Annotated in this window: 13 protein-coding genes and 1 riboswitch; of the genes, 6 read left to right on the top strand and 7 right to left on the bottom strand. The window is 72.9% G+C overall.

Translation table 11 applies throughout. The features are described from left to right. Positions 1-278: 278 nt before the first annotated feature. Complete coding sequence (locus ACGFT1_RS05700) at positions 279-3,173, bottom strand: GNAT family N-acetyltransferase (RefSeq protein WP_373907759.1); 2,895 nt, start codon at positions 3,171-3,173, stop codon at positions 279-281. 177 nt (positions 3,174-3,350) lie between these two features. Between ACGFT1_RS05700 and ACGFT1_RS05695 the strand changes: the two genes are divergently transcribed. Beyond that, the gene (locus ACGFT1_RS05695) at positions 3,351-3,632 is read left to right on the top strand and encodes an HPr family phosphocarrier protein (protein ID WP_356336625.1); all 282 of its coding nucleotides are present in this window, start codon (positions 3,351-3,353) and stop codon (positions 3,630-3,632) included. 235 nt (positions 3,633-3,867) lie between these two features. Here ACGFT1_RS05695 and ACGFT1_RS05690 read toward each other — a convergent pair whose 3' ends face one another. The 4 genes from ACGFT1_RS05690 to ACGFT1_RS05675 all read right to left on the bottom strand — a co-directional run bounded on the left by ACGFT1_RS05690 (position 3,868) and on the right by ACGFT1_RS05675 (position 8,720). Next, complete coding sequence (locus ACGFT1_RS05690; protein WP_373907758.1) at positions 3,868-4,554, bottom strand: GntR family transcriptional regulator; 687 nt, start codon at positions 4,552-4,554, stop codon at positions 3,868-3,870. Between the two features lie 217 nt (positions 4,555-4,771). Next, the gene (locus tag ACGFT1_RS05685; RefSeq protein WP_373907757.1) at positions 4,772-5,527 is read right to left on the bottom strand and encodes a M23 family metallopeptidase; all 756 of its coding nucleotides are present in this window, start codon (positions 5,525-5,527) and stop codon (positions 4,772-4,774) included. A 12-nt stretch (positions 5,528-5,539) separates the two neighbouring features. Further along, a riboswitch (cyclic di-AMP (ydaO/yuaA leader) is annotated at positions 5,540-5,700 on the bottom strand. 231 nt (positions 5,701-5,931) lie between these two features. Then, the gene (locus tag ACGFT1_RS05680; RefSeq protein WP_373907756.1) at positions 5,932-7,320 is read right to left on the bottom strand and encodes a M16 family metallopeptidase; all 1,389 of its coding nucleotides are present in this window, start codon (positions 7,318-7,320) and stop codon (positions 5,932-5,934) included. Continuing rightward, positions 7,317-8,720 carry a M16 family metallopeptidase gene (locus ACGFT1_RS05675; RefSeq protein ID WP_373907755.1) on the bottom strand — a complete coding sequence of 468 codons (1,404 nt, stop codon included), beginning with the start codon at positions 8,718-8,720 and terminating at the stop codon, positions 7,317-7,319. The genes ACGFT1_RS05680 and ACGFT1_RS05675 overlap by 4 nt, the downstream gene beginning before the upstream one ends. A gap of 270 nt (positions 8,721-8,990) precedes the next feature. Between ACGFT1_RS05675 and ACGFT1_RS05670 the strand changes: the two genes are divergently transcribed. Then, the gene (locus tag ACGFT1_RS05670; protein WP_373907754.1) at positions 8,991-11,450 is read left to right on the top strand and encodes a DNA topoisomerase (ATP-hydrolyzing) subunit A; all 2,460 of its coding nucleotides are present in this window, start codon (positions 8,991-8,993) and stop codon (positions 11,448-11,450) included. 240 nt (positions 11,451-11,690) lie between these two features. Here the strand turns inward: ACGFT1_RS05670 and ACGFT1_RS05665 are convergent, their stop codons facing one another. Then, a complete protein-coding gene (locus ACGFT1_RS05665) occupies positions 11,691-12,803 on the bottom strand; it encodes a GTP-binding protein (protein WP_373907753.1) in 1,113 nt (370 codons plus the stop codon). Between the two features lie 337 nt (positions 12,804-13,140). Next, positions 13,141-14,307, bottom strand: coding sequence for a citrate synthase (locus tag ACGFT1_RS05660; RefSeq protein ID WP_373907752.1), 1,167 nt, complete (start codon positions 14,305-14,307; stop codon positions 13,141-13,143). 150 nt (positions 14,308-14,457) lie between these two features. Here ACGFT1_RS05660 and ACGFT1_RS05655 point away from each other — a divergent pair, with 150 nt between their 5' ends. From ACGFT1_RS05655 to ACGFT1_RS05640, 4 genes are all read left to right on the top strand, one after another. Next, positions 14,458-15,717, top strand: coding sequence for a citrate synthase (locus ACGFT1_RS05655; protein WP_373907751.1), 1,260 nt, complete (start codon positions 14,458-14,460; stop codon positions 15,715-15,717). Positions 15,718-15,770: 53 nt separating this feature from the next. After that, positions 15,771-16,712 carry a sucrase ferredoxin gene (locus tag ACGFT1_RS05650; RefSeq protein WP_373907750.1) on the top strand — a complete coding sequence of 314 codons (942 nt, stop codon included), beginning with the start codon at positions 15,771-15,773 and terminating at the stop codon, positions 16,710-16,712. A gap of 130 nt (positions 16,713-16,842) precedes the next feature. Next, a complete protein-coding gene (locus tag ACGFT1_RS05645; RefSeq protein WP_373907749.1) occupies positions 16,843-18,537 on the top strand; it encodes an ATP-binding protein in 1,695 nt (564 codons plus the stop codon). After that, positions 18,534-19,211, top strand: coding sequence for a response regulator (locus tag ACGFT1_RS05640; RefSeq protein ID WP_373907748.1), 678 nt, complete (start codon positions 18,534-18,536; stop codon positions 19,209-19,211). Before ACGFT1_RS05645 ends, ACGFT1_RS05640 begins: the two co-directional genes overlap by 4 nt. Positions 19,212-19,224: the final 13 nt, after the last annotated feature.

Raw genomic sequence — 19,224 nt, 5'->3', positions numbered from 1 at the left:
GGCGGCGGCCGTGCCGAGGTCCTCCGCGCGGGACCTGGCACGAGCCCCGGCCGGGCCTCCGGCCGCTCCGCGGCGATCGGACAGGAGGCGGGTTCCGGTCCACCGGCGTCCGCCTCGAACGCGACGAGGAGGGGGCGCTTCCTCGCCCGGTGCCCGCGCGAGCCGCGCCCTCCCGTCGGTCGTGGGCGGATGGAAGCCGGACGCTTGAAGAGCCGTACGGGCAGGAGACGAGGACGGGACCGACAGAGACCACCTCCAGGCCTCCACGCGCCCCCCGCTCAGTAGGCCGGCAACGTGCGCGGGCCCAGGTCGTCACGGGCGGGCGGAGGCGCGAGCCGTACGGTGGCGCCGAGGACGCTCACGCCCTGCGGGGCGACGACGACGGGCTCCAGGGTGACCGCGACCACCTCCGGATGGTCGTCGACCAACCGGGACACCCGCAGCAGCAGCCGCTCCAGCCCGGGGGTGTCGACGGGCGTGGAGCCGCGCCAGCCGAACAGCAGCGGTGCGGTGCGGATGGACCGCACGAGCGAGGCCGCCTCCCGGTCCGTGACGGGAACCAGGCGGTGCGCCATGTCCCCGAGCAGCTGCGAGGCCGCCCCGGCGAGTCCGAAGGACAGCACGGCCCCGGCTGCCGGATCGATCACGGCCCGCACGACCGTGTCGACCCCGCGCGGCGCCATCCCCTGCACCACCGGCCGCAGCTCCTCCGGCTGCCCGAACAGCTCCGCCAACTCGGCGTAGGCTCGGCGCAGTTGCTCCTCGTCCGCGAGGTCCAGGCGTACGCCGCCCAGGTCGGCGCGGTGTCTGAGGTGCGGGGCGGTGGCCTTGAGGGCCACGGGGTAGCCGAGCGCATGAGCGGCCTCGGCGGCGGCGTCCGCAGTGGGTGCGGGGAGCGCCCGGCGGACGTGGACGCCGTACTTCTCGAGCAGCTCGCAGGTCTCGGCGGCCGGGATCGTCAGCCCCTCCCCGCGCGCGAGCAGCTCGCCGATCAGGCGGGCGGCGCCCTTCTCGTCGATGTCGTCGTACTCCGGCACCTTCCCGGGATCGGTCGCCTCCCGGCGCCACTGCGCGTACTTGACGGCTTCGGAGAGTGCGCGGACGGCGCGCTCGGCGGCGGGGTAGGCGGGGATGAGGCGGGTCCCCTCCGGCGGGACGGGCGGGGCGTCCGCGCCCGTCCCCCCGGCCTCCGGCGCGGTACGGGCCGCCGTGCCCGCCGTCGCGGTGGGCGGTCGTTCCGCGAGGCGGTGGACGGGACGCTCACCGCCCTCGGGGCCGGGCGTCCGGTCGGCGGCCCCGGGCGCGGTGCTCGCCGCCGCCGACAGCGCTTCGGCCAGCCCGCCGAGTTCCACGTGCACCACCAGGACCGGCTTTCCGGGCACGGCGGCCGAGGCCGACCGCAGCGCCGCCGCCAGTTCGGCGTCCCCCGGCGACGCCTCCCCGATGGCGGGGATGGCGGTGACCACGACGGAGTCGCAGGTGTCGTCCGCCAGCGCGGCCGACAGCGCCCGGTGGAAGTCCTCCGCCGTCGCCCCGGTCGTCAGGTCCACCGGCCGCGCCGGCCGCAGTCCCTCGGCCAGACACCGGTCGTACGTCAGTACGCCCAGCGACTCGGAGTTGCCGAGGATCGCCACGCGCGGCCCGGCGGGCAGCGGCTGCCGGGCGAGCAGCAGGCCGGCGTCGACCAGCTCGGTGATCGTGTCGACCCGGATCACCCCCGCCTGCCGGAGCAGCGCGGAGACGGTCGCGTGGGGCAGCCGCGTGGCCCGTACCGCGTGCCCCTGCGGGGCCGTCCCGGTGCCCTGCACCACCACCAGCGGCTTGGCCGCCGCCGTCCGCCGGGCGAGGCGGGTGAACTTGCGGGGGTTGCCGATGGACTCCAGGTACATGAGGACGACATCGGTCTCGGGGTCGTCGTACCAGTACTGGAGGACGTCGTTGCCCGAGACGTCCGCGCGGTTCCCGGCGGAGACGAGGGTGGACACACCCGTGACCCCGGTGACCCCTCCGCCGCGCCGGTGCAGCCGGGACAGCAGGGCGATGCCGATGGCCCCGGACTGGGCGAACATCCCGATGCGGCCGGGGCGGGGCATCTGAGGGGCGAGCGAGGCGTTCAGCCGGACGTCCGCGGCGGTGTTGATGATCCCGAAGGCGTTGGGGCCGATGAGCCGCATGCCGTACGCGCGTGCGGCCCGCACCAGGGCCCGCTGCCGCTCCCGTCCTTCGGCACCGCTCTCGGCGTATCCGGCGGAGAGCACCACAAGCCCCTGGACGCCATGTTCCCCGCACTCGGCGACCACGGCGGGCACGTGCTCGGCCGGTACGGCGACGACGGCCAGGTCCACGGGCCCTTCGATGTCCCGCACCGACCGGTACGCGGCCACCCCGTCGACCTCCCGGAGATCTTCGGGGAAGGCCGTGTTCACGGCGTGCAGCCGGCCCGGGAACCCGGCGTCGCGAATGTTGCCGAGGACGCTGCGGCCCACCCCGCCGGGGGCGCGGCCCACGCCGACGACCGCCACGGATCCGGGCGCGAGGAGCCGCCGTACCGAGCGGGCCTCGGCGCGCTGCTCCCGCGCGCGCTGCACGGCCAGCGAGCGGTCGGTGGGTTCGAGGCCGAACTCCAGCCGGACGACGCCGTCCTCGAAACTGCGCTTCTGGGTGTAGCCGGCGTCCGTGAACACCTTGATCATCCTGCTGTTGGCGGGCAGCACCTCGGCGGCGAAGCGGCGGATGCCCCGCTCGCGGGCGACCGCCGCGATGTGTTCCAGCAGGGCGGAGGCGACCCCGCGGCCCTGGTGGGCGTCCTGGACGAGGAAGGCGACCTCGGCCTCGTCGGCGGGCCCGGAGGCGGGCATGCCGTCGGCGCCGATGCGGTCGTAGCGTACGGTGGCGATGAACTCGCCGCCGATGGTGGCCGCGAGTCCCACCCGGTCCACAAAGTCGTGGTGCGTGAAGCGGTGGACGTCCTTGGCGGAGAGCCGCGGGTAGGGCGCGAAGAAGCGGTAGTACTTCGACTCGTCCGAGACCTGCTCGTAGAAGCTGACCAGGCGGTCGGCGTCATCGACGGTGATGGGCCGGATGCGCGCGGTACCCCCGTCGCGCAGCACCACGTCCGCCTCCCAGTGGGCGGGGTACTCGTGCCGGTCCTGCCGGTCCGCCGGGGTCTGCATGGGCCCCAGAGTACGGCTCGCGTACGACAACGTCGCGAGGCAGTCTGTGGAGGACGACACGCCGGACCGAGGCCGCGGTCCGACGGCACGCGCGGGGGACGAAAGGTCCGCCCCGGGCACGCTTCACGATATGGGAAACTGGTCTAGACAACCCTGAGTACTGAAGGGCAGCATCACATGGCTGAGCGCCGCGTCAACGTCGGCTGGGCCGAGGGCCTCCACGCCCGCCCCGCTTCCATCTTCGTCCGAGCCGCCACGGCCACAGGCGTCCCGGTGACGATCGCCAAGGCCGGGGGCGACCCCGTCAACGCGGCCTCCATGCTGGCCGTCCTGGGCCTGGGCGCCCAGGGGGGCGAGGAGATCGTCCTCGCCTCGGACGCCGAGGGCGCGGACGCCGCCCTCGACCGTCTGGCCAAGCTGGTCTCCGAGGGCCTCGAGGAGCTCCCCGAGACCGTCTGAGCCTCCCCGCGCAGAGCGCCGGAGCCGCGTTCGCCCTCCGGGGCGGCGCGGCTCCGGCGTTTCCGCGCACGCTCCGCACGGTATTGCGCCGGCTCACGGCCGGCGCGCGCCGGACCCCCCTCGCGAATTCAGGGGAAGTGGAATTCGGGCAGGCATTCAGGCAGGCATTCAGGCAGGCATTCAGGCAGCGGAATATTCGCCCGACAATGCCTCTCCTTTGTATACGGCGTCCGTGTTAATTACGCGGGCCCGTCATGTTTACGTCCCGTTGCGAAGTCCTCACACGCTCCGGGGCGCCAGGAAGCCGCAGCCGGTGGCCGCCGGTGGCGCGCTCGGCGTGCAGCGCGGTGAGCGCCCGCGCGCGCTCGCCGTCCCCCCGCGCCACCGCGTCCACGATCGCCCCGTGCTCCGCCCACGACTCCACCGGGACGAGGGGCGTCGCCACCGCGTACATCCAGGCGATCTTGTGCCGCAGCTGGGTGAGCGCCGAGGTCAACGAGGGGCTGCCGGAGGCCTGGGCGAGCGTCTCGTGGAACCAGCCGCCCAGCGCGCGCAGGTCCTCCCCGCCACCCCTTCTGGCCCGCTCCTGGCCCAGCCGGACCAGTCCGCGCAACACCTTCAGATGGGCCTCGGTGCGCCGCTGCGCGGCCCGGGCGGCCCCCAGCGGCTCCAGCAGCAGCCGCATCTCCAGCAGGTCGGCGGCCTCCTGCTCGGTCGGTTCGGCCACGCACGCGCCCGCGTGCCGGCGTGTCACCACGAAGCCCTCCGCCTCCAGGGTGCGCAGGGCCTCGCGGACGGGGACGCGCGAGACGCCGTAGCGGCGGGCCAGCACTTCCTCGGTGAGGCGGCTGCCGCGTTCGTGGACACCGGCGACGATGTCGTCCCGGACAGCGGTGCACACCGAGTGCGCCGGAATACGCATGACCGACCTCCGCCTCAATACCCGTGAAAACGCCGACGATGGACGTGTGTTCCCGTGACTCTATTCCAATGGACGCGAATTTCCGACGGCCGGGCGTCATCCATGGATATATTTTGGTCAGCGGGTCCGGCGGGCACCGGAAGGAAACGACGGAAAAAGGCGAAAGCCCCGGCTCGGTGGGCCGGGGCTTGGCAGGGAAGTGCGGGTGTCCGTCCGGTCAGACGTTCACGCCGTGCTTGCGGAGGTAGGCGACGGGGTCGACGTCCGAGCCGTAGTCGGGCGTCGTACGGGCCTCGAAGTGCAGGTGGGGGCCCGTGACGTTGCCGGTCGCGCCCGACACGCCGATCTGCTGCCCCGGGACGACCTTCTGGCCCACCGTGACACCGATGGACGACAGGTGGCCGTACTGGGTGTACATGCCGTCGGCCATCCGGAGCACGATCTGGTTGCCGTACGCGCCGCCCCAGCCCGTGGAGACGACCGTGCCGGAACCCACCGCGTGGACGGAGGTGCCGCTGGCCGCGTGGAAGTCGATGCCGGTGTGCGAACCGGAGGACCACAGGGAGCTGCTGGCCTGGTAGGCCGTGGAGACGTACGAGTGCGCGATCGGGATGACGAAGGCGTTCAGCCGCTTGCGCTCGGCCTCGCGGGCGGCGCGGACCCGCGCCTCGCGGACCTCCTGGGCCCTCTTGGCGGCCGCCTTCTCCGCGGCCGCCTCGGCCGCCTTCTGCTCGGCGGCCTGCTGCTGGGCGGCGGCCTGCGCGTCGATCTGCTCGGCGACGTCGTCGTTCACGGTGAGGACCGGGGTGAGGCCGGTCTGCTCCACGGAGCCGTCGGCGGCGAGCGCGGGGGACGCGGCGAGGGTGCCGATGACGCCGGTGGTGGTGAGGGCCGCGACACCCGCCGCCTGAGCGGTGGTGCGCTTGACCCGGCCGGGCTTGCGGTGCTTCCCGGTGGCGCACATGAACGCCATGAAGTGGCTGGTCCTTTCCTTCCCTCTCGCCTACCGGGTTAGCTGACGGGTTCGGAGCAGGAAGGTCTCCTACGGGCCCCCTCGCTCGCGCGCGGGCGCCCGATTCACCCCAGGGACGATGGGTCCCCGGCTCCCCTGGCTCGCGCCGTACGGGGACTCGGCGATGACTGTCCGGTGCCGCGGCTGCGGCGCACTGCCTGACGAACAGCCGGGATGACGCTACGGCGGTCCGCTCCCCTCCTCAAACAGATCCGGGTTTTTGTAGCGCATCCCACAGGGCAGACAGGCAACCTCCGCCCCAAAACGGGCATCTGAGTGAACGAGTGGAACCGCAGGGGCCCTGACGACCCGTAGGTCGGCAGGGCCCCTCGCGCGCGCGTACGCCTTCGCGTCCGCCGGCGCGTCTACTCCGCGGCGACGACGGTGACTTCGCCGATGCCGAGCGCCTCGACCGGCTCCTTGATCTGGGACGCGTCACCGACGAGGACCGTCACCAGGCGGTCCACCGGGAAGGCGTTCACCACGGCAGCGGTGGCCTCCACCGTGCCCGTGGCGGCCAGCCGCTGATACAGCGTCGCCTGGAAGTCGTCGGGCAGGTGCTGCTCGACCTGGTCGGCCAGCGTGCTCGCGACGGCCGCTGCGGTCTCGTACTTCAGCGGCGCCACGCCGACGAGGTTCTGCACGGCGACGTCCCGCTCCGCGTCGGTCAGACCTTCCGCCGCGAGCGTGCGCAGCACCTTCCACAGATCGTCCAGCGCCGGGCCGGTGTTCGGCGTGTCCACCGAGCCGCTGATGGCGAGCATCGCCGCGCCCGTGCCGTCCGGCGCCGAGCGCAGGACCTGACCGAAGGCGCGCACCCCGTAGGTGTAGCCCTTCTCCTCGCGCAGGACGCGGTCCAGGCGGGAGGTGAGGGTGCCGCCGAGGCAGTACGTGCCGAGCACCTGGGCGGGCCAGACCCGGTCGTGCCGGTCGGCCCCGACGCGGCCGATGAGCAGCTGCGTCTGGACGGCACCGGGCCGGTCCACCACGATCACGCGCCCGGTGTCGTCGGCGGTCACCGGCGGCACGGGCCGGGGCTCGCCCGGGGTGCCGGTCCAGGTGCCCAGGGTGTCGGCGAGCAGCGCGTCCAGATCGGCGCCGGTCAGGTCCCCGACGACGACCACGGTGGCCGTGGCCGGCCGCACATGGCGGTCGTAGAAGGCGCGTACGGCCGCCGCGTCGATCTTCGCGACCGTCTCCTCGGTGCCCTGGCGGGGGCGGGACATGCGCGAGTCCGCCGGGAACAGCTCCCTGGACAGTTCCTTGGCGGCCCGGCGCGCCGGGCTGGCCAGCTCGTGCGGGATCTCGTCCAGGCGGTTGCGGACCAGCCGTTCGACCTCGCTCTCGGCGAAGGCGGGCGCGCGCAGGGCGTCGGCGAGCAGGCCGAGGCCCCTGGCCAGCCGGGAGGCCGGGACCTCCAGGCCGAGCCGGACGCCGGGGTGGTCGGCGTGCGCGTCGAGCGTGGCGCCCGCGCGCTCCAGCTCGGCGGCGAACTCCTCGGCCGAGTGCCTGTCGGTGCCCTCCGAGAAGGCCCGCGCCATGATCGTGGCGACGCCGTCCAGGCCGGCGGGCTCGGCGTCCAGCGGCGCGTCCAGCAGCACCTCCACGGCGACGACCTGCTGGCCGGGGCGGTGGCAGCGCAGCACGGTCAGGCCGTTGCCGAGAGTGCCGCGCTCGGGGGCCGGGAACGCCCAGGGCCTGGCCTCACCGGGCTGCGGCTGGGGGTGGAACTCCATGGTGGCGAGCTCGCTCACTTGGCCGTCTCCTCGTTCTCGGTCTCGTCGCGGCCCGCCTCTACGGTCGCTTGCTGCTCCGGGTCCCCTGGGACCTCGGTGTCCTCGACGGCCTCCGGGGACTTCGGCTCGTAGACGAGGACCGCGCGGTTGTCGGGGCGCAGCCGGGCCTCGGCGACCTGCCGCACCTCCTCGGGGGTCACTTCCAGGACGCGCCGCACCGCGGTGAGGGCGAGCTGCGGGTCGCCGAACAGGACGGCGAAGCGGCACAGTTCGTCGGCGCGGCCCGCGACCGTGCCGAGCCGGTCCAGCCACTCGCGCTCCAGCTGGGCCTGGGCGCGCTCCATCTCCTCGGGCGTGGGACCCTCCTCGGCGAACCGGGCCAGCTCCTCGTCGACGGCGGCCTCGATGACCGGCACCTCGACGTCACCGGACGTCTTCACGTCCAGCCAGCCCATCGAGGGCGCGCCGGCCAGGCGCAGCAGGCCGAAGCCGGCCGCGACGGCCGTACGGTCGCGGCGCACCAGCCGGTTGTACAGCCGGGAGGACTCGCCGCCGCCGAGGACGGTCAGGGCGAGGTCGGCGGCGTCGCACGCGCGCGTGCCGTCGTGCGGCAGCCGGTAGGCGGCCATCAGGGCGCGCGCCGGGACATCCTCCACGAGGACCTCGCGCAGCTGCTCACCGATGACGTCCGGCAGGGAACCGTCGCGGGGCTCGGGCTTGCCGTCGTGGGCGGCGATGGAACCGAAGTACTTCTCGACCCAGGCGAGGGTCTGCTCGGGGTCGATGTCGCCGACCACGGACAGCACCGCGTTGTTCGGCGCGTAGTAGGTGCGGAAGAACCGGCGAGCGTCCTCCAGGGTGGCCGCGTCCAGGTCCGCCATCGAGCCGATCGGCGTGTGGTGGTAGGGGTGGCCCTCCGGGTAGGACAGGGCGGTCAGCTTCTCGAAGGCGGTGCCGTAGGGCACGTTGTCGTACCGCTGGCGGCGCTCGTTCTTGACGACGTCCCGCTGGTTCTCCATGGACTCGTCGTCCAGGGCGGCCAGCAGGGAGCCCATGCGGTCGGCCTCCAGCCAGAGCGCCAGCTCCAGCTGGTGGGCGGGCATGGTCTCGAAGTAGTTGGTGCGCTCGAAGCTGGTGGTGCCGTTGAGCGAGCCGCCCGCGCCCTGCACCAGCTCGAAGTGGCCGTTCCCCGTGACCTGCCCGGATCCCTGGAACATCAGGTGCTCGAAGAGGTGAGCCAGGCCGGTTCGCCCCTTGACTTCGTGACGGGAACCGACGTCGTACCAGAGGCAGACCGCCGCCACGGGGGTCAGGTGGTCCTCGGAGAGCACCACGCGCAGACCGTTGGCCAGGCGGTGCTCGGTCGCTGTCAGGCCCCCGGAGCCTGCCTCGGCTGTGGTCGTGTGACCCATGGGCATGTACGTCCCTTCGCGAGCGGAGGCGGTCGTAGAAACCGCGGATTTCCTGCCGTTCCCGCCACTGTATGCAAAGCGTGCGGGGCCCCGGCGACGTTCCCGCGGGACGTACGCCCACAGCGGATCGCGTAGCCTGCGTGCGACCCGTCTCCGGAGGGCTTGCCGGCACCGGCCGGGCCGACGGAGACCGGGTCGTGGCCCGGGCTGTCAGTGCGGCGGTCCACAATGGTCCGCGTCAGATCAGTCAGTCGCTTCAGCAAGGAGCCGGCAGCGATGGCCCGCCGCAGCACGAAGACCCCGCCGCCCGACGATTCGTACGAGGAGCGGATCCTCGACATCGACGTCGTGGACGAGATGCGTGGCTCCTACCTCGAGTACGCCTACTCGGTCATCTACTCGCGTGCCCTGCCGGACGCCCGTGACGGCCTCAAGCCGGTGCACCGCCGCATCGTCTACCAGATGAACGAGATGGGCCTGCGTCCCGAGCGCGGCTACGTGAAGTGCGCGCGCGTGGTCGGCGAGGTCATGGGCAAGCTGCACCCGCACGGCGACGCCTCGATCTACGACGCCCTGGTGCGCATGGCACAGCCGTTCTCCATGCGCGTGCCGCTCGTCGACGGCCACGGCAACTTCGGCTCGCTGGGCAACGACGACCCGCCGGCGGCCATGCGGTACACCGAGTGCCGGATGGCCGAGGCGTCGAGCCTGATGACCGAGTCGATCGACGAGGACACGGTCGACTTCGCGCCGAACTACGACGGCCAGGAGCAGGAGCCGGTGGCGCTGCCGGCCGCCTTCCCGAACCTGCTGGTCAACGGCTCCTCGGGCATCGCGGTCGGCATGGCGACGAACATGCCCCCGCACAACCTGCGCGAGGTCGTCGCCGCCGCCCGCCATCTGATCCGCTACCCCAACGCCGACCTCGACGCGCTGATGAGGCACGTGCCGGGCCCGGACCTGCCCACCGGCGGCCGGATCGTCGGACTCGGCGGCGTCCGTGACGCCTACGCGACCGGCCGCGGCACGTTCAAGATGCGCGCGACGGTCACCGTCGAGACCGTCACCGCCCGCCGCAAGGGCCTTGTCGTCACCGAACTGCCATTCACCGTCGGTCCCGAGAAGGTCATCGCGAAGATCAAGGACCTGGTCAACGCGAAGAAGGTCCAGGGCATCGCCGACGTCAAGGACCTCACCGACCGCGAACACGGCCTGCGCCTGGTCATCGAGATCAAGAACGGCTTCGTGCCCGAGGCGATCCTGGAGCAGCTGTACAAGCTGACGCCCATGGAGGAGTCCTTCGGCATCAACAACGTCGCCCTGGTCGACGGCCAGCCGCTCACCCTGGGCCTGAAGGAGCTGCTGGAGGTCTACCTGGACCACCGCTTCGAGGTGGTCCGGCGCCGCAGCGAGTTCCGCCGTTCCAAGAGGCGGGACCGGCTGCACCTGGTCGAGGGTCTGCTGACCGCGCTGGTCGACATCGACGAGGTCATCCGGATCATCCGTTCCAGCGACAACTCCGCGCAGGCCAAGGGCCGCCTGATGGAGCGGTTCTCGCTGAGCGAGGTGCAGACGCAGTACATCCTCGACACTCCGCTGCGCCGGCTCACCAGGTACGACCGGATCGAGCTGGAGTCGGAACAGGACAGGCTCACCGCGGAGATCGCGGAACTGACCCGCATCCTGGAGTCGGACGCGGAGCTGCGCAAGCTGGTCTCGGCCGAGCTGGCCGCCGTGTCGAAGAAGTTCGGAACCGACCGGCGCACGGTCCTGCTGGAGTCCGCGGGCTCCCCGGCGGCCACCGTGCCGTTGCAGGTGGCCGACGACCCGTGCCGGGTGCTGCTGTCCTCGACGGGATTGCTGGCCCGTACGGCGAGCGTCGACACGTCCCCCGAGGGGGCCGACGCCAGGCGCGTCAAGCACGACGTGATCGTCTCGGCGGTATCGACGACCGCGCGCGGGGTGATCGGCGCGGTGACGTCGGCGGGCCGGCTGCTGCGGATCAACGTCGTCGACCTGCCGCAGCTGCCGGAGACGGCCTCCGCGCCGAACCTCTCCGGAGGCGCCCCGCTGGCGGAGTTCGTCTCCCTGGAGGGCGAGGAGACGGTGGTCTGCCTGACCACGCTGGACGAGTCGTCCCCGGGGCTGGCGATCGGCACCGAGCAGGGTGTCGTCAAACGCGTGGTGCCCGACTACCCGTCCAACAAGGACGAGTTGGAGGTCATCACCCTCAAGGACGGCGACCGGATCGTCGGCGCGGTGGAGTTGCGCACCGGCGACGAGGACCTGGTGTTCATCACGGACGACGCGCAGCTGCTGCGCTTCCAGGCCTCCATCGTGCGCCCGCAGGGCCGTCCGGCGGGCGGCATGACCGGCATCAAGCTCACCGAGGGCGCGAAGGTGATCTCGTTCACGGCGGTCGATCCGGCCGTCGACGCGGTGGTGATCACGGTGGCCGGCTCGCGCGGCACACTGGACGACTCGGTGCAGACGACGGCCAAGCTGACCCCGTTCGACCAGTATCCGCGCAAGGGCCGCGCCACGGGCGGCGTGCGCTGCCAGCGGTTCCTGAAGGGCGAGGACTGCCTGTCGCTGGGCTGGGCGGGCCCGGCTCCCGCGCGCGCGGCGCAGAAGAACGGCACCCCCGCGGAGCTGCCGGAACCCGACCCGCGCCGGGACGGCTCGGGCACGTCGCTGCCGAAGACGGTGGCGGTGGTGGCGGGGCCGGTGGTCTAGGCCCGGGACGGGGCGGTCGTCCCGGCTGCGGTCACGGGGGGAGTGCAGGGGGCCTCGGTTGACGGGGTTGACGGGGCGGGGCCCTGAGCCTCGGTGACCGGGACGGTGGTCAGGGCTCGGTGGCTGGGCGGGGCCCGGAAGCTCGGTGGCGGGGCGGGGCTCGCCGGCCTTGGTGACGGGGCCGGCGCCCCCGGGCCCTCGGTGACGGGGCGGCGCCCGCCTTGGCGACGGGGCCGGTGCTCACGCCTCGGTGGCTGCGCCGATGTCCCAGGCCTCGCTCGCTTCCACGGCCGGCTCCTCCTCGGAGCCCGGCACATACCGCAGCACGCCCCACATTCCGTGCTCGTCGGCGTGCGGGGCGTCGTTCCTGCATGCCTGGAGCGCGTTGCCGAGGGCGTCGGTGTCGATCCCGGAGCCGATCAGCACGAGCTGGGTGAGACGGTCGGCGCCGGCCGTCCAGGGCTCGGGGTAGAAGCGCAGGAACCGGCCGACGGCATGCACAACGTAGCGGTTGAGCGGGTCGTACGGCCCGAAGTCCACGTACCCCTTGATCCGGTACAGCCCCTCGGGACGGCTGTCCAGGAACTCCATGAGCCGGCGGGGTTCCAGGGGTATGCCGGAGGTGAAGGACAGGCTGTCGTAACCGGTGTGCAGATGGCCGGCGCCGGCGTGCTCGTCGTCCGCGCCGGGCTCGTGCAGATCGTCGAAGGACAGCTGCCCGACGCGTTCCCCGACGGGCTTGCAGTCGAAGAGGAGCTCCGGGTCGATGCGGCCGTAGGTGGCGGGGACGACGGCGGCGCGGTCGGTGAGCGAACGGACGAGGTCCAGGACCCGGCCGGCGTCGTCCGCGCGGTCGAGCTTGTTGACGACGACCAGGTCGGCCAGGGCGAGATGCCTGCCGATCTCAGGGTGCTTCGCGCGCGTGTCGTCGAACTCGGCGGCGTCGACGACCTCGACGAGGCCGCCGTAGACGATGCCCGGATGCTCGCTGGCCAGGACCATCCGCACGAGCTCCTGCGGCTCGGCCAGCCCGCTCGCCTCGATGACGATGACGTCGATACCGACGGCGGGCGCGGCCAGCCGGTCCAGGTAGATGTCGAGTTCACCGGCGTCGACGGCACAGCACAGGCAGCCGTTGCCGAGCGAGACGGTGGAGTCGCCGAGGGCGCCCGCGACGGCCATCGCGTCGATCTGGATGGCCCCGAAGTCGTTGACGATCGCCCCGATCCGGCTGCCTCGGCTGCGATGCAGCAGGTGGTTGAGCAGCGTGGTCTTCCCGGAGCCCAGGAAACCGGCGAGCACGACGACCGGGATCTGCCGCGCACCGCGGCTGTTCCCTGAGCTGTTCCCCAACGGGCGACCTCTCTGACGCACCAGCGCGCACCGGCTCGGAGCCCGGCGCGCGGACGAGCATGGACCGAGCGTCCAGGATACGAGCGGGCGGCAGCTTCGGGAAAAGGCAGGTCGGGCCGCCCGGCGGCCGGCCGGGCCGCTCACCCGGGGGCCGGTGGTCCGCTCACCCGGGGGCCGATGGTCCGCTGACCCGGCGGACGGTGGTCCGCTGACCCGGCGGACGGTGGTCCGCTGACCCGGCGGACGGTGGTCCGCTGATCCGGCAGGCCGGGCCGCTCACCCGGCGGGTGATCGATCCGCTCACCGGCGGGGAGGGGCCGGCCCGCCCGCCCGGCGACTACCCGGCCGCCGGCACCGCGGCCACCGGCTCGGGTCCCACGTACCGCGCCACCGGGCGGATGATCTTCGAGTCGGCCGCCTGTTCCAGGACGTTCGCGCTCCAGCCCACCACCCGTCCCGCGGCGAAGGTGGGCGTGAACATCTCCCGGGGCAGGCCGCACTGTTCCATGACCACGCCGGCGTAGAACTCGACGTTCGTGTGCAGTTCACGCCCGGGCTTCAACTCGGCGAGGATCGCCTCCACCCGGCGCTCGACCTCCACCGCGAAGTCCACCCGGGGGCCGCCGAAGCCGAGGGCGATCTCGCGCAGCATCCGCGAACGGGGGTCCTCCGTACGGTAGACGGCGTGCCCGAAGCCCATGATCCGGTCGCCCGCGAGCACCCGCCGCCGTATCCAGGAGTCGATCCGGCCGGGCGTCCCGATCGCGTCCAGCGTGTCCAGGGCCCGGCTGGGCGCGCCTCCGTGCAGCGGCCCGGACAGCGCGCCGACGGCGCCGGTCAGGCAGGCCGCGACATCGGCACCTGTGGACGCGATGACACGGGCCGTGAACGTTGACGCGTTGAATCCATGATCAATGGTTGAGATCAGGTACTGCTCGATCGCACGGGCCCGGCGCGGATCGGGTTCGGAACCGGTGAGCATGTACAGGTAGTTGGCCGCGTGGGAGAGGTCCGTGCGCGGTTCTACGGGGTCCAGTCCCTGGCCGAGCCGGTACAGAGCGGCCAGCAGGGTGGGCACGGCGGCACAGGCCGCCAGGGTGTCGGCGCGCCGCCGGTCCGCGTCGATGTCGTACACCGGCCGGAAACCCCGCGTGGCGCCCAGCAGTGACAGCGCGGTGCGCAGGCCGGCCAGCGGACCGGAGACGCGGCCGGCCTCGGCGATCGCGGGCAGGACCGCGACGACCTCCTCGGGCAGGCGCCGCAGCGCCGCGGTCTGCGCGGCGAAGGCGGCACCGCGCTCCGCGCCGGGGAGCGTGCCGTACACCAGGAGGTGCCACACGTCCTCGAAGCCGCGGGTGCGGGCGAGGTCGACGGCCGAGTACTGGCGGTAGTGGTAGAACCCCTCGCGGCCCCGGACGTCACCGATCTCGGTCTCGGTGACGACGACGCCTGCGAGACCGCGCGGAGCGTCGATGAGAGGGGTGGCGGGCCTGTCGACGGTCATGGTTTTCCTCCTGGACTTGCTGCACCCTCTGTGCTTGCTGAACTTGACGCGAACTTGATGCGACTATCCACAGTTGATTCTTAGGCTGTCAATGTTGATTGAATCAATATTCAGGCATCAATGTGTGCAGAGACCGCTACGGTGGGCTGCATGCGCGATCACGAACCCGCTCCGCCGCACCGGCCCGGGCACCGGCTGACCACCAAGGAGGCCGCCGAACTGCTCGGCGTGAAGCCCGAGACGGTCTACGCGTACGTGAGCCGCGGCCTGCTCAGCAGCAGACGCGAATCCGGCGGCCGGGCCAGCACCTTCGAGTCCAGGGAGGTGGAGGCCCTCGCCCGCCGCAACCGACGCGACGCGGCCGGTGGCCCGGGCTCCGGCGGCGACCTCTCCGTGCGCACCCACCTCACGTTGATCGAGCAGGACCGGTACTTCTTCCGGGGCGTGGACGCCGTCGAACTGGCCGTCCGCCACTCCTACGAGGAGGTCGCGGAGTGGTTGTGGACGGGCCGGCTGGTCCCGGGGGTGACGTTCTCCGCACCGCCGACCACCGTCGAGGTGGCTCGCCGCGCGGTCGGCGCCCTCTCCGAGCACGCCTCCCCGACCGACCGGCTGCGGGTGGCGGCGATCGCCGCGGCGGCCGAGGACCCGCTGCGCTTCGACCTGTCCGAGGAGACCGTGCTGAACACGGCACGGACCCTCATCCCCACCCTCGTCGCCGCGCTGCCGCCGGCCCGGCACGACCACAAGGACGAGGGCCCGCTCGCCCACCGCCTGTGGGGACGGCTCACCGGCCGCCCCGCCGACGACGCCTCCCTGCACGTCCTGGACACCGCGCTGGCCCTGCTCGCCGACCACGACCTGGCAGCGTCCACGCTCGCGGTCCGGGTCGCGGCCTCCGCCCGGGCGCACGCCTACGCGGCCGTCTCGGCCGGTCTCGGTGTCCTGGAGGGCCCCCTGCACGGCGCCGCCAGCGGTCTGGCCCACCGGATGCTGCTCGACGTACTCGACCAGGGCACGGCGGTCCCGGTGATCGCCGACGAACTCCGTGCGGGCCGCCGCGTACCCGGGCTCGGCCACCGGCTCTACACCGGTGAAGACCCCCGCGCACGCGTGCTGTTCGACCTCCTGGAGAAGGTCCCGCGCGCGGAGCCCGCGCTGCTCGCCGCCCGCGACATCGTCGCCACGACCGCCCGGCACACCCCGCTGCACGCCAACGTCGACCTGGCCCTCGCCGTGTTCACCGCCTCCAGCGGCATGCCTGCCACGGCCGGCGAGACCCTCTTCGCCGTCGCGCGGACGGCGGGCTGGATCGCGCACGCCCTGGAGGAGTACGGCGAGCGCCCGCTGCGCATGCGCCCGAGCGGCCACTACGTCGGCGCGCGACCGCCGCAGCCCCTCCCGGACTAGGACACGGCCCGGCCGGAAGTCACCTCGGAGGGACTCAGGTTAGGCTCACCTCTGTGAGTAGGTGCGCGACCGTTTCCCGGAGCCTCGACGAGCAGCTTTCCGGCACGGCGGCCACGGCGACGACGTGGCTGCTGCTGGAACAGCCCGGCCCGTGGGGTGTCAAGGCGCTCACTTCGAGCCACCTGGACCCCGCGCTGGGCCGGGCCCTGGAGGTCGCCGCCGCTGGAACAGGCGTACGCGTCGCCCTGATCCGGCGGCCCGGGCCCCACGCGGACCACGGCACCTCCTCGGTCCGCCAGGTGTACGCGGCCCACACCGTTCCCGGACGTGTGTGGTTGCACGGCGCCACCACCCGGGATCCTCAGCGGCTCCTCGGACTCGACTTCGCCGCACTGGGAGCGGGCGACCCCCGTCCCCTCGGCACCGTCCTCGGCGGACGGCCGCACCGCGGCGACCCGCTCGCGCTCGTGTGCACCAACGGCAAGCGCGACCGCTGCTGCGCCCTGCTCGGCCGCCCCCTCGCCGCCGAGCTGGCCGACTCGGGAGTGCGCGGGGTGTGGGAGGTCACCCATCTGGGTGGACATCGTTTCGCGCCGACGGTGCTCGTCCTGCCGTACGGCTACGCCTACGGGCGCGCCGGGGCCCACACCGTTAAGGAGGCCCTGCACGCTGTGCGGGAGGGGCGGGTGGTCGTCGAGGGATGCCGCGGGTGCTCCGCCTGGGACCGGCCCGGGCAGGCGGCCGAACTGGCCGTCCGGTCGGCCGCGGCCGAGTACCGGGCAGGTGTGCTCAGCGTCGTACGGACCGATGGCGCGGCCCCGCGCTGGAAGGTCACCGTCGTCCACGCCGACGGCCGCCGGTGGCGCGTCACCGTGGCTCAGGGCGCGTCGCTGCCGCCCCGGCCGGAGAGCTGCGGCGCGGCGGTGCTCGGTGCGCCCGCGCGGATGGACGTGACGGACGTGCGCGCACTGAGCCGGACGGCACTGGCCAGTTAGGCGGGTGTGCGCGATGGGCAGCAACGGCCGGCTGGACCTGTCAAGCATTGATCAGCACGTCAATAATTGATCAAGAGATCCACGCCACATCCGCTGGGGTGCTCACGGCCGTCCCCCGTACCGTCGGGGTATGAGCCCCACTCCCCCCGCCCGTCGTCTGCGCCTCGGTCTGCCCCGGCGGATGTTCTCGCAGGTGCTGCTGATGCAGGTGGCGATCGCCGCGGGAGTCGCGGTGCTCGCGACCGGGCTGTTCCTGGCGCCGCTGAGCAAGCAGCTGGACCAGGAGGCGATGCGCCGCGCGCTGGCCATCGCCGAGACCACCGCCCAGGATCCCCAGATCGCCGAGGGCGTCCTCACCGCCCCGCCGGACCCGACCGGGCCCGTGCAGAAGGAGGCCGAGCGGATACGGCGGGCCACTCACGCCGAGTACATCGTGGTGCTGGACCGGGACTGGGTGCGCTGGTCGCACCCCACGGCCTCGGAGATCGGCCGACGCGTCTCCACCGACCCCACCGACGCCCTGGCCGGCAAGGAGGTCATGGAGATCGACAAGGGCACTCTCGGGCGCTCGGCCCGTGGGAAGGTTCCGCTGTACGGCGCCGGTCACCGCGTCGTCGGCGCCGTCTCGGTCGGTATCGCCTACGACAGCGTCCGGGCACGGCTGATCAGCGCGATACCGGGGCTGTTCGCGTACGCCGGCGGCGCGCTCGCGGTGGGCGCCCTGGCCGCCTGGCTGATCTCGCGCCGGGTCCAGCGGCAGACCCGGGATTTGGCGTTCTCCGACATCTCCGCGCTGCTCGCCGAACGCGAGGCGATGCTGCACGGCATCCGGGAGGGCGTCGTCGCACTCGACCGCGGCGGCCGGATCCGCCTGCTCAACGACGAGGCACGGCGGCTGCTGGCCATCGGCGACGAAGCGGTCGGGCGGGCCCCCGACGAGGCGCTCGGCGCGGGCCGCACGACAGACGTGCTCGCCGGCCGGGTGACCGGAACCGACCTGCTCACCGTGCGCGGCCAGCGGGTCCTGGTCGCCAACCGGATGCCCATCGACGACGGGGGCGCCGTCGCCACTCTGCGCGACCGCACCGAACTGGAGCAACTGGGGCGCGAACTGGACTCCACCCGCGGGCTGATCGACGCCCTGCGCGCCCAGGACCACGAGCACGCCAACCGCATGCACACGCTGCTCGGGCTGCTGGAACTGGAGATGTACGACGAAGCCGTGGAGTTCGTCGGTGAAGTGGTCGGCGACCACCGGGCCACCGCCGAGCAGGTCACCGAAAGGATCCAGGACCCGCTGCTGGCCGCGCTGCTGGTCGGAAAGGCGACCGTGGCGGCCGAGCGCGGGGTCGCCCTGGGGGTGTCGGAGCGCACCCGGCTCCCGGATCGGCTGATCGATTCACGAGAGCTGGTGACGATCGTGGGCAACCTCGTGGACAACGCCGTGGACGCGGTGGCGGGCACCGCGCACGCGCGCGTGGAGGCCGAATTGCGCACGCAGGGCCGTACGGTCGTCCTCCGGGTGTGCGACACGGGCCCCGGCGTCCCGGCGCACCAGCGGGAGCTGGTCTTCACGGAAGGGTGGTCCACCAAGAAGCCGCCCGCGCACGGGCAGCGGGGCATCGGCCTCTCCCTGGTGCGCCGCCTCGCCGAACGGCGGGGCGGCAGCGCGACCGTGGGCACGGCGGCCGGTGGCGGCGCGGAGTTCACCGTGGTGCTGCCCGAGGCGCTGACCGGGCCGGAACGTGATCCGGCGATACGCGCGGAGCAACTCGGGACCACCGGCGCCACCGTCACCGCCGAGGCCGAGGAGGAGACGCGATGATCGAGGTTCTGGTCGTGGACGACGACATCCGTGTCGCCCGCGTCAACGCCGCCTACGTGCAGAAGGTGCCCGGCTTCCATGTGGCCGGTGAGGCCCACAGCGCGGCGGAGGCGTTGCGCCAGGTGGAGAACCTGCCGCGGCTGGATCTCGTCCTCCTGGATCACTATCTGCCCGACGGCACGGGGCTCGCGGTCGCCCAAGAGATGCGCCGGCGCGGCCACCAGACGGACGTGATCATGGTGACCGCGGCACGGGACGTGTCGACCGTGCAGGCGGCGATGCGCCACGGAGCGCTCCAGTACCTGGTGAAACCTTTCGCGTTCGCGGGGTTGCGGGCCAAGCTGGAGGCGTACGCCGAACTGCGGCGGACCCTGGACGGCGGCGGTGAAGCCGAACAGGCGCAGGTGGACCGCATCTTCGGTGCCCTGTCCGCCCCGTCGGAGCCCCGGTTGCCCAAGGGCCACTCCCCCACCACGGCCGAGCTGGTACGCCAGGCGCTGATCAGCGCCGAGGGGCCGCTGTCCGCCCAGGAGATCGCCGAGCGGACGGGGGTGAGCCGGCAGACCGCCCAGCGGTACCTGAAGCTTCTGGAACGCACCGGACGGACCCGTCTGACCCTCAAGTACGGCGACGCGGGCCGACCGGAACACCGGTACGCCTGGGTTGCGCCGTAGCGCCGGGCGCGGC

This window comes from Streptomyces sp. Y20 (assembly GCF_043195475.1).
Lineage (GTDB): Bacteria > Actinomycetota > Actinomycetes > Streptomycetales > Streptomycetaceae > Streptomyces.
This window is presented reverse-complemented; position numbering and strand designations above follow the sequence as displayed.